Below are 12,846 nucleotides of genomic sequence, written 5' to 3'. Positions count from 1 at the left end.
AGCAGCTATGGTTTGAGTTAATGTAATTGCTTGGTCAATAAATAGTAGGATTGACGTGTCTAAATGTCAGATTGATGCGTTCCGCCTTAGATTTGGCCGTTTTCGGCACGCAGTGACGCCAATAGGTTTGTGTTGTGCCAGCCATGATCAATAGAGAGCCCGCTTGCAGTTCAAACTCGATTTTTTCTTTTGTCTCGATGTGCTGCAATAGAAAACGTCGTGATTCGCCCAAAGTCAGTGACGCGATAATCGGCTGCTTGCCTAACTCTGGTTCATTGTCTTGATGCCAACCCATGGAATCTTGACCGTGGCGGTAGAGATTGGCGAGTACGGAATTAAAGTGGCCTCCAGATGCCTGCTCACAGCGCTGTTTGAGCTCTAGCAGACTATTCGTCCAAGGGGAAGGATGCATGGTTAATCCAGAATAGCGGTAGATAGCGTCACCACACCAAGCTTGCAAACGAGGTTGCAGTACGGGTTTGCCAAACAGAGTAATCGCTTCTTGAGCCCAAGGGAGCTCAGAGCGTAACTGATGAAAATAGCGCTGTGCCTCACAAGGTGAAAGAAATTGCGGATCCCAGTACAAGAGTCCACCAGCGCGAATGGCAAGCCATTTATCGTTATGGAACAGAGAGGGTTGCTGTGTCATAAGTTGTCCGAAAGTTCACACCCGTAAAATATGCTTACTATTATTAACCAGATTGGTTTATTCTTATACATATCAACTTTTTTAACAATAATAATGATTTATTGATTATTTTACCTATCTCTTAGGCGTGGACAGGGGCTTAGATGAAGTACACGTTCGATAAACAGTGGAGCATAAACCTGCTGTTTTTCCTTTTTGTTGTGCTCTCGGTAGGTGTGGTTGAAGTACTCAATCGCAACCAGTTGCAAGTGCTAGAAGAGCATTTGCAGCGAGAAGCAAAAGATCAACTTTCAGCGATTCGATCTAAGCTGGAAGCAACGATTGTTTCTGACATTTACATTGTCAGCAGTTTAGCGACGCTGGTCTCACTCCATCCTAGCAGCAATGTTCAAGCGCTCGACGAAGCTTCATCCAAAATCATTCGCAAAGGACGTCACATAAAAAACGTCGTGTTAGCCAAAGATGACGTGGTGAATTACGTTTACCCCTTGTCTGGTAATGAGCAAGTGCTTGGCCTTGATTACCATACGGTGCCCAAGCAGTGGGCCTCTATTTTGAAAGCAAAAAACATTGCTGAGATCTTTATTGCTGGTCCAGTGAACTTGGTTCAAGGTGGCAGAGGCTTGATTGCCAGAGTGCCGATTTTCAGTGATCCGCCGCTCAATACTCAGTATTGGGGGGTGTGTAGCGCCGTCTTAAACTTCGATTCCCTGTTCACGGACGTGGGCCTAGTGAGTTTTGCTTACAAGTACAAAGTGGCGATCAAAGGCTATGATAGCCAAGGCGCAGATGGCGATATTTTCTGGGGAGAGCAAGAGACCTACGACTCAGCGTTTGTTCGCGAGAAAGTGAATTTTCCGCATGGTGGTTGGGTTTTAGCTGTGGCGAAAGATGAGCAGTTCCTGGCGGGCGTCCCTTGGTATCAACTCAATATTGCACGTTTGTTAGGGTATCCAATTCTGCTTTTGCTTGGGCTGGTTTTTATCACCATCTATCGTTTATACGACATTGCTCGCGTGCGCTCTTTGCATGATGAACTGACAGGGTTACCTAATCGGCGTTACTTCATGTATTCGCTGGATCGCTATTTCAGACACGCGCAAAAATTGGGTAAAGACGAGACTTTTGCGGTGATCAATTTCGACTTAGATCGCTTTAAACACATCAACGATACGTTTGGTCATGCGGCGGGGGATAAAGTGTTGCTTGCCTGTGCCGAGCGAGTAAAAAGTACGCTGCGTTCCACCGATATCATTGCTAGGATTGGCGGCGACGAATTTTTAATTATTTTGCCGAGAATTCAAAAGCAGGAAGACATTGCACAACTGATAGAAAAGTTAAAATCTGCGCTGTGTGCCAATCCGGTGGTGTACGAAAGTGAGTTGATCTATCTGCACGTCAGTATTGGTTATGCTTTTTTTCACCATGACTTACGCAATTATGATGAAATGCTCAAAGAAGCGGACGATCGTATGTATCGAGAGAAGAAGCTGCAGCGTGAAGTGGTCAGTTCTTTGCTCAGTTAAAAACCAAGGCCCAAAGCTCGTGAAAGCGAACTTTGGGCCTTGGCACTAAAGTTTAAACGCACTGAGTTGGGTTTGCATTTCCTGCACTTCAGATTGATATCCTTTGACTATCTCATTTAAACCATTTGCCTGATTTCCCGTTTGATGAGCGATTTCGGCAAGTACATCGACATCTTTATCAACCATTTCACTGGCTTTCGACTGTTCAATCGTAGCGCTGGCAATGCTGCTGATGTGTTGATTAATTTGTTCAATCGCGCTTTCTAGATTTTCAACACTTGAGCGTACGACATCGACCGAGTGGTAGGTGTCGTTGCCAGCTGTTTGGCTTTTGTCCATGTTTTCGACCGAACGTTTGGTGTTGTCGCGAATTCTGTCTAACAGCTTAGTGATATTTTCGGTTGCTTGTTGACTACGTTGTGCCAGATCACGCACTTCTGATGAGACCACGGCAAAACCACGACCATGTTCGCCAGCGCGTGCCGCTTCGATTGCGGCGTTGAGAGCCAAAAGATTAGTTTGATCTGAAACCGCGCTGATGGTGTCCACAATCTGGCCGATGCTTTGCGTATCTTTGTCCAGTTCACGCATGCACGTTTGTGTGGCTTCAATTTGCTCCATCAAAGCTTTGACAGATTGGAAAGAGAGTGTGCTCTGACTTTGACACTCCAGCACTTGTTGGTTCATGGTGTTGGCATCTTCGGTTGCTCTTTCAGCTGAATGGGCAATTTCAACACTGGATTGGGAAAGCTCGGTCATTGCCGTTGCAATATTGTCACATTTCGCCATCGTCGCCTGACTACTGGCTCCAAGGCTTTGAGCTGAATTCACGATGGTGTTCAGTCTGCCAGTACTGTGATCGTTGGCTTGCTGCACGTTGTCGAGAAGAGTGCGTATCGCATGAGTCAAATGGTTAATGCTGGAAGCGATAGAGGCAATTTCATCTTTTCCTGATTGCTCAAGATCGAGCGACAAATCAAAGCGTTTTGCCATATTACTCAGGGTGTTGGTCAAATGGCCGACGCGTTGGCGTAGCGTAGTTACCGTGGTAAAAACCACCCAAATGAGCAAAAAAGAGACGGTCAAAGAGGCGAAGATCAGTATATTACGAGTGGTGGCAGCCTGAAAGGCGTGTTGTTCAGAGAGTGCATGCATTTCGGTTTGTAGCGCATTGCGGACTTGGTTAATCAGCGTGATGCGTTGTGTGGCCATTTTGAACCATTCCGGTGAGCTTGGACCGTTGATCTGATCAAGCTGCTCCCTTTGGGACAGAAAACTTTTTTGAATACTGTCGACTTGCTGCCAAACAGGGTCGCGCTCGTAATCGAGTAATTGCTGCTTGAACTTTGTTGGCAGCTCAAGCAGTGCACTACGTTTGGCGTAGTCCCCTGCGCTGACATAGTTCTCAATATTAGCAAAAATCGACGCAGTCGCATTGCCCCGGGCGAAAACGCCATTCAGCGCTCCGCGAACTTGGCCTGCTCGTTCCTTCATAATGATGATAGAAACCAGTGACTCTCCAAGCGCTGACAACTGCTCATTGCCTACTTCAGATAACACTAAGCGGTTGTTATCTATCGCGAGTTGATTGATGTGTGAATAGAAAGTAAAAGGGGCAATGGTCGGAGCAAGCTTGTCGACGCCCATACGCACAGCGTTGAGCTCACCTAAAGCCGTGTCAATGTCTTTGGTGAGGGCCTTGATTGCTGTTGAACTAAAAAGTTGCGCTTGATGAGCACGCAACTGGGCGATCGCCTGATCCGATTTCGTCCGCTGTCCTTTAAGGGCATTGATTTGCTCTGGATTTCCCTTACTACCAAGCACTCCGGCCGTCAGTCCTCGTTCAACCGCGAGATTATGGGCTAGGTTATCAAACAAAATGACCAATTGAATCGCCTCTCGATCAAGATGTGAGGTTTGAACTTGGCGGTTAAAACTCTGGATGCTATGAGCGGCGAGTATGATTGACAGCAGCAAAGGGATACCCGCTATCACGGTGACGATGTTATAGAGTTGGAACTGACGTAGTAACGCGTGCATAAGCGTCTCCAAGGCATTCTCTGTTATTGATTAATAAGCCGATTTGTGGATTTTGATCTGCCTAGTCAGTATAGGTGACGTTAAAACGTCGTTGCCTATGGTGGTGAGATAACGTCGTCAATGTCACACATTTCCAGAATAAAACAAGACGAGTCTAACAATACAGATAACTAATAATTTTAACTATTAATAATGCACTCGATGGCATAATGCGCTGTCTTTGCAAATTGAGAATGCGATATGCAAATAATGTCTATAAAACAACGATGTTCAGCACAAAAATAGACCTTTTAGACAATTGTTTTTTTGGCACACATTGTGCTTTACCTATTACGACCCTTCTTAAGCCGAGGGTCACCTAGCCAACTGACGTTGTTAGTGGACACAGATTGTTCACACGTATAAACGGCCAAACACCTTGCTTGTGTTTGGCCTCTTTTTTATCTGCAATCTGCAGATTTGCTTAAAATCATTCCTCGCCACATTTTGCGTAGCAGCTTGGCTGACGCGGACACACGGCTCCTCGGGAGCAGATCAAACGTGCAGGAGTGTTGATCCCGCGCTCTATCCACTTGATATTGAGTATTTTGGCTATCGTGGTCAGGTCTTTCTTGATATGGTACGGCACTTCACTTGTGCCACCATGGCTGACGCACAAACGCTTCAACTCTTCTGCAATTTCAATCGCATCGCCACCTTGTGCATTGATCGCCGGGTTGAGATCAATACCAGCACAGAGCACGCGATTATTGCCCGCGGGATCAACCACGTTCACCGATTCGCAGCAGTACAACCTAGGCTCATTGCCAACATTAAGAATGGAAAGCTGCGCAGAGCTCCCCGGTTGTGATTCAGACAGCTTACGAAACACCGCCCAATGCTGACATGGATCGTTTACTGTGCGCATGTTCCCCCAAGGCAGCGGGATGCCGTTACCGCGATACACCGCTTTGAGTTTACCGGGGCCATACGCATCGAAATAATGCCAGTGAGGGTAAGGTGAAACCACCGTCATGCGGCGCATGGCAACAGAGGGCGAGACTCCCGCTTTCTTATGTACGTCGATTTCGTAGCCGCTCCGATCGAGCAATTGGCGAAACGGAACTTTCGGGCAGAGCAGCGCCCCGGCAAAAAAGCTGGATTCAAAATCACGCCACGCCAGCAGAATATCTTGGGAGTTGAGGTCGGATGTCGGGGAGAGATCGTCGGCTTGGTCCCAGTGATTTTGATGACCAATTGAGAGAATGCTTTTCACGCTGTCGGCACTGTGCAAAATGCGATGGCCAATATACACCGCTAAATCGTACTTTAGCCGAGTCGGATACTCTTTCATCATGCTGTTGAGATAAATGGTGCTCGGCGGCTCCATAAAGGACGTCACCAACTGTTTGGCGTTAACGCCCAGCTCGTCAACCACATCTTTTGGCGTGCGGTTTATCCAGCGGATATCCATGCCCAAACTTTTGGCAATATCAATCAGATCTTCCACCGACATATTGAGGCGTTTTTTTCCGATCTCTTCCGCGGCACGTTCCAGATCCGGGAAGTGGTTTTGGTTCGCTTCTTGATGAGCGCGGATCAGCAGATGAGCAAATTGCCGCCCAGTGATGCCCGTTTGCGAGAGCATTTCCGGAATTGCGATTTGTAAAATGTCATTGGAGAACAAAAAGCTCGGCTCAAGCGCCATGCCACTTAACCCGCCACGATTACCTTTGTTGGGCGTGATCGCTTCTAATTCGGGCTCGTCATCCAAAAACCAAGCGGGATCTTTTTGAAACACTTCGGCAATCACTTCCAGCATATCGATGCTGGGAACCCGTTTTCCACGCTCGATCATCGAGAGGTAGGAGACCGATGGCGCGTATTCAGGGTTGATACGAATACAGCGCGCAGAGAGGTCTTCCATAGTTAAATGGTTGTTTTTTCTTAGGTTCCTAATTTTGGTTCCGAGGAAATGCGATTGGCGAATCAAGCTTTTTGACACAGACATTTTGTAAAATTCACACTGTAAAATTTTTGTTGTGAAATTGTAGTAAAAAATTCGCTAGTCTACATAGTGAGCAGGCAAGGAAAAAAACCTTCCACTTCACAGAATTGTTAGAAACCAAACGCAAGTTTAAAGTTTTTGCTCCAAAAGCAAAAAAGGAATGAGATTTTCTAAGAGGGAAAGACGATGAATATGCTTAGATTCGATAAAAATGATATCCAACAACAACACCGCCCATTTATCGCAGAAGCCGTCTTTGCCGTCGAAGCGGTGAGCTCAAGCGAACAAAATGAGAAGCAACTGAAAGCGAAACAACTGCTTGATCGCCTTTTCCCGCTGGAAAATGGTTCACACCAAGACGTCACCAGTTATGTGATCGATTATCGTCACCTGATGGCCTATTTTGCAGACGGTACGCACAGTGGCTTGCGCTCTCCCAAGCACTTTGTCGCCTTTACCGGTGGAAAAGAAGATCCTTGCTCTATCCTACTGCGTGACGAAACAGGCAGCCATGTGGAAGTGATGCTGGGCTGCCACAAAGGAACCGGCTGTGTTGAACTGATTGAAATTGATGACATCCAACTGGAAACGCGCACCACATTCAGTCCGTCGTTAACTGGCGACGCGCCTACCGCGATGCGTCACTGGATTAGCCTTGTGAAAGGGGATGTAAATGGCAAGCCAATGGCAAGCAGTGAAGATAAAGAGTACACTGCGAAAAATGGTCAAGACTACATTCTAAGCTATTGCTACAGCATCTAAGTATAAAATAAGAAAACCCCGGAAAAGTGTGCTTTTCCGGGGTTTTTGTCTGAGCAGAAAATCGCTGGTTAGACTGCTGAGCAGCGTTATTTCACTGACGTAATTAAAGTAGTAACGCGATTAAAGCCGTGATGTGATTAAAGTGGCATCACCCGATTTCGCCCAAGTTGTTTTGCTTCGTAGAGAAGTTTATCGGTACGGTCGACAAAATCGTCTGGTGTTTCTCCCACTTTCCATTCAGCGACACCGAATGATGCGGTGATGTTTTCCACCTGCTTTCCGGAACGTTTATCTTTGACTTTCAGTTTCTCGATATTGCGCCGCAGTGATTCGGCGAACTGCCTAGCGATACGCAGCGATTTGTTAGGAACAATCAGCGCAAACTCTTCACCGCCAAATCGGTACGCGGTAATGCCTTCGCGACAGCTCATTTGCAGGCGTTTAGCAATAGCGCGGATCACCGTATCGCCAAACAAGTGGCCGTAGTTATCGTTGAATGATTTGAAATGGTCGATATCCAATAAGACCAAGCTGATGTTCTGTTCGGCGTTTACCAAAGCACGCAGATCGTTATTGAATGCACGGCGGTTGTAGAGGCTCGACAAACCGTCAAATAGCGCGTCTTTTTGCACTTCGGCAAGCTGCTCTTTGAGGCGTGAGATCTCAGTACTGGCGTTATTGAGCTGGCTGCTAAGAAATCGGGTCGAGTGGCGAATTTCCCGTGATTCAGACACCAGTTCTCGAATCACCCCCATCACCTCTTCAATGCTTAGCCCTTCATCTTCGACTTTCTCCAGCTTGCTGAAATTTTTGTCTACCAAGGCGGTAAAAGAGGACGTATCGGAGAGCGTATCCGACATGGAGCTGGCGATCTCACCGAGTAAAATCTCAATGCTGTCTTTGAGCTCTCTTAGGCTAGTCTCGGTTTTGCTGGCCACATAACTGTGATAGAGCTGTTCGCTGGTGGCGGGAGGGCAAATACCAAAGTTTTCCAACACCGTGTCTAGTTCTTGGTTTAACTGGGGAATAGCATTGTCGACGTAGGTATACCAAAGCGCGTAGTTAGCAGGCGTCGCTGCTACATGATTTTTAATCATCAAGGGTACCGCTTTTTTGAGATTGGCGGTGGATTTCTTAAAGTCGTCGCTTGTCATTCTAATTATGCTTTTACGATAGCTAAACAATCATACTGCTAAGATTAGCGGATGAACGATTGAGATGCTGGAGTTTTTGCCATTTTTTGAACAGCGATTATTAAAAATATTGCTGACTCAATCAATGTATTTTATGACTTTGTGCACAGGTAATGCATTGCCTTAACAAAATGTGCAGCGAAGATAGAAGAGGTCAATAAGTTACCGTACCAGCACCGCCAGAGCGAATGGGAAAATCGGCGGTCAGGTAGCAATAAAAGACGCACCTGACCGCTCATCTGCCATTTCAGCAACAAGGGCTTATTTTTCAAACAGTGTCGCGTATTCTCCATAACCGTTTGCTTCGAGTTCGGCTGCCGGAATAAAACGCATCGCCGCCGAATTCATGCAGTATCTTAAGCCAGTGGGCGCTGGGCCATCTTCAAACACATGCCCGAGATGGGAATCACCGTAGCGGCTTCTGACTTCGGTGCGTGGGTACACTAGCTTGTAATCGGTTTTGGTGACGACATACGCAGGGTTGATAGGCTTAGTGAAACTTGGCCAACCCGTGCCTGATTTGTATTTATCGGTGGAAGAAAACAGCGGTTCTCCGGTGACCACATCCACATAGATACCCGCTTGTTTATTATCCCAGTACTCATTTTGGAACGCGCGCTCTGTGCCGTCTTCTTGCGTTACGTAGTATTGCAGCTCGCTCAGTTTGGCTTTGATCTCTGCATCCGACGGTTTACGGTAGGGCTTGGCGCTTTTGATTTGTTGATGCTCATCAATCAACTGGCGAAGCGTTTTCGGTTGCTTATTGCGCGCATCACCAAATACCTCGTCCAAGTACTTGTCACGACCAGAAGCGTAGCGGTAATACTTGTACTTCAAGCTGCTCTTTTTGTAGTAGTCCTGATGGTACTCTTCTGCTGGATAGAAGATTTTGTACTCAATCAGCTCAGTTTTCAGCGGTGCGGGATAGATGTTGGCTTCATCGACCTCTTTTAAGAAGCGCTGGGCAATGCGTTTTTGTTCGGCATTGTGATAAAAAATGGCCGGACGATATTGTGGGCCGCGATCAACAAAAGAGCCTTTATCGTCGGTGGGATCAATGTGGCGAAGAAAGTAATCCAGCACCGCTTCGTAGCTTACCACTTGCGGATCGTATTGGAACTGGATCACCTCTAAATGACCGCTTTTTCCTGAAGAGACTTGGCGATAGCTTGGATTGACCACATCGCCGCCGGAATAACCCGATACAACATCGTAGACGCCAACGAGTTTCTCCATATCTGATTCCGTACACCAAAAACAGCCGCCCGCCAGTGTGGCGGTTTGCAGTTTGCCATGGCCGTTGCTTTTCATCGTATCGGCCACACCGATATTGCTGTAGCCGATGAAGAGGAGTGAAAACATCACCGGCACCAGCCAAATGAATTTAGTCAACTTTTTCATACTTACCTCAGGGTTTTCGCTTGTTGTACGTAATAAGAACGAAGAGGCAGCAAAAAAATTACAGCGAAAAGAAAATTTCGATTGCCTTCACTGACCAGCTAGCTAAATTAGGCCGTTGTAACGTCACGATAAAAGAGGAAGCCATGCAAGCTGAAGTGAAGTGGGTTGAAGATTTTAAGTTTCTGGGTCAATCGCAATCGGAGCACTCGGTAGTGATGGATGGTAATGGTGGCGCCACAGCACCAAGCCCAATGGAGATGGTGTTGATGGCCGCTGGTGGTTGCAGCTCGGTGGATGTGGTCGATGGCCTGAAATCGGCAGGGCAGAAAGTGACCGCGTGCAGCGCCAGACTAACGACTGAGCGCCGTGATACTGCGCCGCGCATTTTTACCGCGATCAACATTCATTTTAGCGTTTCTGGTGAAGCGCTAGAGCCTGCGTTGGTGGAAAAAGTCACCGCTGATTCGCTGCAAAAATACTGCTCTGTTTGCCTGATGCTGGGTGCTGGTGTTGAGATGACGCACAGTTGGGAAATCGTCTGATCGCCAAGCGTGCCACAAAATCACAAAGAGGAAGAGAAAAGCGGCTGCTTTTCTCTTTTTTCCTTTATAGGGCCAAGTAGGATAAAGCCGTTAGCTAATAAGGATGATCTGATGACAGAATTTGAAAAAATGATGAGCGGTTTGAGCTTTGATGGAGCGGATCGTGAGATTGATGCCATACGTAGCCGGGCGGCGGAGCTTTTACTGCGTCTGAATGTGACGACACAAAGCGATCAGCGTGCCATTTTGCAGCAGCAGTTATTTGGCCATGTAGGGGAGAGTTTTATTCAATCGCCGTTCATGTGTGAATTTGGCCAAACTATTCATATTGGCGAGCAGACTTTTATCAATATGAATGTGGTGATGCTTGACGGGGCGAAGATCACCATTGGCGATCACGTATTGATCGGGCCGAGTTGTCAGTTCTATACCGCATCTCACTCGCTCGATTACCGCAGTCGCCGCCGCTGGGAAACATTTTGCAAGCCAATTGTGGTCGAGGATGATGTGTGGATCGGCGGAAACTGTGTTATCAACCAAGGTGTTACCATCGGTGCCCGCTCGGTCATTGCTGCTAATTCGGTGGTGAATCACGACGTACCGCCTGATTGTTTGTATGGCGGAACGCCAGCCAAACTGATCCGCGTGCTCAGCTAGTGTGGTGGCACGCAGTGCGCCAGATAGTAAGACAAAGATTTGCTCTCGTTGGTGGTAAAAGTTTCATCGCTGACGGATAGCGATTCGATTCGATCGAGGCGAAAGTGGCGATAATCGTTGCGCAGTTCGCACCATGCCACCAGTGTCCAATGTTTCCCCCAAAAGATTTGCCCGAGCGGATGTAGGCGGCGCTGGGTCACTGACCCTTTTTCATCTTGATAGCCGACATCGACAACAAACTGGCTGTCAGTGGCGTGGCGAAGTAATAGAGCACGTTTGGCGCTATCGGACTGGATATGATAATCGGGCACCAAGATAGGGAACTCTTCCACCTGCCGTTTCAGTTTGTCGGGCAGCACAGAAAGAATTTTGGCCGATGCCGAGTGTGAGGCTTGAGCGAGTTCGGCATCGGACCACGCCCTGACCATGCGCATGCCAAGTTCAAGTGCCACCATCTCTTTTTCGCTAAACATCAATGGCGGTAGGTGTGAGCCGTTTTGTAGCAGATAGCCCACCCCCGCCTCGCCGCAAATAGGAACCCCGGAGCTGAGCAGTGATTGAATGTCGCGATAGATGGTACGTTCACTGACGGCCATGGTTTCCGCGAGTTGCTTGGCGGTCACCGCATAACGCTTGGAGCGCAATAAGGTCAACAGTTCAAATAGACGTTCCGACTTGCTCATGGGGTTCCTTTGTTGTGGTGGCGTTTAGACGTTACAACTGCTCATTTTGATCAATTGGTGACGCATGTCGACCGAGTTTGGCTCAATTAACGCCATCAGCGGTTGGCAGTCCGCGTGATTTTTAAACTGTTCACCCGCCTTTTTTGCTGCCTCCATATCTTGCCAGTAAACTACATCCGTCCAACTGTCGCTTGCGGCATCGTGGCTCAGCGAGCGGTACAAAAAGCCGGGTTGGCTGGCGACAAAAGCTTGGCTCTGCTCGCTGGCTGCGATGTAATTTTGCGCTGACGTACCTTCAATCAGTTTGAAGCTGACCATTTCAATAACTTGTTCCATGAGACTTTCTCCTGTTGTGTGAGTTCATGGAAAGCATACTGCGTGGCTTTGTCAGAAGATGTCAGTAGCCTAATCCCAGTACGGTGTATCGCTGCCAAGTTTCTCGTTGAGAAAGTCAATAAACATTCTTACTTTCAATGGCATATGCTTACGTTGCGGGTAGACAGCGTAGAGAAAATGTTCGGGTAAAAGATACTCTGGCATAAGATTGACCAACGTCCCGGAGCGCAGTTCCTTGCCGATGATGAAGGTGGGCATTTGCGCCACGCCAATGCCTGCGATGAGGGCGCGGCGAATGGCCTCGCTGTTATTGACGATAAAATTGCCTCTTGGTAGCACCTTAAACTCCTGCTCTTGGTGGAGAAATAGCCACTCATTGCCGCCGCGAAAATAACTGTAGCGCAGACAGTTGTGATCCGCGAGATCAGCCGGTTTTTGCGGCGCCCCCATTTTCTCGACGTAACTCGGTGATGCGCATAAAACGGTGCGACACGGCGCAAGGCGTTTGGCAATCAGGTTGGAGTCGGGCAAGTGGCCGATACGGATGCCGAGATCAAAACCGCCTTCGACCAGATCAACCATTTTGTCTTCCAGTTGTAGATCGATTTCCACCTCAGGATAACGGCCAAGAAATTCGCTGATCAGCGGCGCGACATGCAAGACGCCAAACGTCATCGGCGCGGTGATTTTCAAGCGACCTTGCGGAGAACCATGCAGCTCAGAAACGGCGTCGACCCCGCGTTTGGCAAGGCTCAGTGCTTGCGATGCATAGTCGTAGTAGCGTTGTCCCGCTTCGGTCAGGCTCAGTTTGCGGGTGGTGCGGTTGAGTAAGCGAATACCCAAGCCATCTTCAAGATGGCTGATGCGTTTACTCACCGCCGATTTGGTCAGGTTGAGTTGTTTCGCTGCTTGCGAAAAACTGCCGCAGTCGACCACAGTGACGAACACGGGCAGATCGGCAAATTGATTGATCATAAGTAAAATTGTTGAGCAGATGGACACAATGTTTTTCTATGGAGAGAGATTATATTCATATTAAAAACAATCTAAACTACCTCAGTAATAAAACG

General features: G+C 47.8%; 12 protein-coding genes. 4 read left to right on the top strand and 8 right to left on the bottom strand.

All coding sequences use genetic code 11. The features are described 5' to 3' along the window. Positions 1–34: 34 nt before the first annotated feature. Entirely contained in the window at positions 35–649 is a 615-nt protein-coding gene (locus tag EWA64_RS21050; RefSeq protein WP_061894316.1) for an alpha-ketoglutarate-dependent dioxygenase AlkB family protein, read from the bottom strand. 143 nt (positions 650–792) lie between these two features. Between EWA64_RS21050 and EWA64_RS21045 the strand changes: the two genes are divergently transcribed. Beyond that, positions 793–2,175 carry a diguanylate cyclase gene (locus tag EWA64_RS21045; protein WP_061894317.1) on the top strand — a complete coding sequence of 461 codons (1,383 nt, stop codon included), beginning with the start codon at positions 793–795 and terminating at the stop codon, positions 2,173–2,175. 45 nt (positions 2,176–2,220) lie between these two features. On the opposite strand, the gene EWA64_RS21040 is transcribed toward EWA64_RS21045, so the two are convergent. Beyond that, on the bottom strand, positions 2,221–4,215 hold the full coding sequence (locus tag EWA64_RS21040; RefSeq protein WP_061894318.1) for a methyl-accepting chemotaxis protein: 1,995 nt from the start codon (positions 4,213–4,215) through the stop codon (positions 2,221–2,223). Positions 4,216–4,684: 469 nt separating this feature from the next. Further along, positions 4,685–6,205 (bottom strand): DUF3612 domain-containing protein, encoded by a 1,521-nt coding sequence (locus tag EWA64_RS21035; protein WP_061894319.1) that lies wholly within the window; start codon positions 6,203–6,205, stop codon positions 4,685–4,687. 183 nt (positions 6,206–6,388) lie between these two features. On the opposite strand from EWA64_RS21035, the gene EWA64_RS21030 reads away from it, so the two are divergent. Next, a complete protein-coding gene (locus EWA64_RS21030; protein WP_061894320.1) occupies positions 6,389–6,964 on the top strand; it encodes an aldolase/citrate lyase/malate synthase family protein in 576 nt (191 codons plus the stop codon). 137 nt (positions 6,965–7,101) lie between these two features. Here the strand turns inward: EWA64_RS21030 and EWA64_RS21025 are convergent, their stop codons facing one another. Together EWA64_RS21025 and msrB are read right to left on the bottom strand one after the other, a co-directional pair. After that, on the bottom strand, positions 7,102–8,118 hold the full coding sequence (locus EWA64_RS21025) for a GGDEF domain-containing protein (protein WP_061894321.1): 1,017 nt from the start codon (positions 8,116–8,118) through the stop codon (positions 7,102–7,104). A 300-nt stretch (positions 8,119–8,418) separates the two neighbouring features. Beyond that, the gene (gene msrB / locus EWA64_RS21020; RefSeq protein ID WP_061894322.1) at positions 8,419–9,558 is read right to left on the bottom strand and encodes a peptide-methionine (R)-S-oxide reductase MsrB; all 1,140 of its coding nucleotides are present in this window, start codon (positions 9,556–9,558) and stop codon (positions 8,419–8,421) included. 143 nt (positions 9,559–9,701) lie between these two features. Between msrB and EWA64_RS21015 the strand changes: the two genes are divergently transcribed. Both EWA64_RS21015 and EWA64_RS21010 read left to right on the top strand, forming a co-directional pair. Then, on the top strand, positions 9,702–10,100 hold the full coding sequence (locus EWA64_RS21015) for an OsmC family protein (protein ID WP_061894323.1): 399 nt from the start codon (positions 9,702–9,704) through the stop codon (positions 10,098–10,100). 111 nt (positions 10,101–10,211) lie between these two features. After that, positions 10,212–10,757: a sugar O-acetyltransferase gene (locus EWA64_RS21010; protein ID WP_039463602.1), complete on the top strand. Its 546-nt coding sequence runs from the start codon at positions 10,212–10,214 to the stop codon at positions 10,755–10,757. Here EWA64_RS21010 and EWA64_RS21005 read toward each other — a convergent pair. The 3 genes from EWA64_RS21005 to EWA64_RS20995 form a co-directional block, all read right to left on the bottom strand. After that, positions 10,754–11,440: a helix-turn-helix transcriptional regulator gene (locus EWA64_RS21005; protein ID WP_061894324.1), complete on the bottom strand. Its 687-nt coding sequence runs from the start codon at positions 11,438–11,440 to the stop codon at positions 10,754–10,756. The two genes, EWA64_RS21010 and EWA64_RS21005, sit on opposite strands and share 4 nt — an antisense overlap. A 24-nt stretch (positions 11,441–11,464) precedes the next feature. Continuing rightward, entirely contained in the window at positions 11,465–11,776 is a 312-nt protein-coding gene (locus EWA64_RS21000; RefSeq protein WP_061894325.1) for an antibiotic biosynthesis monooxygenase family protein, read from the bottom strand. 69 nt (positions 11,777–11,845) lie between these two features. Further along, on the bottom strand, positions 11,846–12,751 hold the full coding sequence (locus tag EWA64_RS20995) for a LysR family transcriptional regulator (protein ID WP_061894326.1): 906 nt from the start codon (positions 12,749–12,751) through the stop codon (positions 11,846–11,848). Between the last annotated feature and the right edge of the window lie 95 nt (positions 12,752–12,846).

This window comes from Vibrio cidicii (assembly GCF_009665415.1).
GTDB classification, from domain to species: Bacteria; Pseudomonadota; Gammaproteobacteria; order Enterobacterales; family Vibrionaceae; genus Vibrio; species Vibrio cidicii.
Note: the sequence above shows the minus strand (reverse complement) of the source record. Positions and strands in the feature narration are given on the sequence as shown.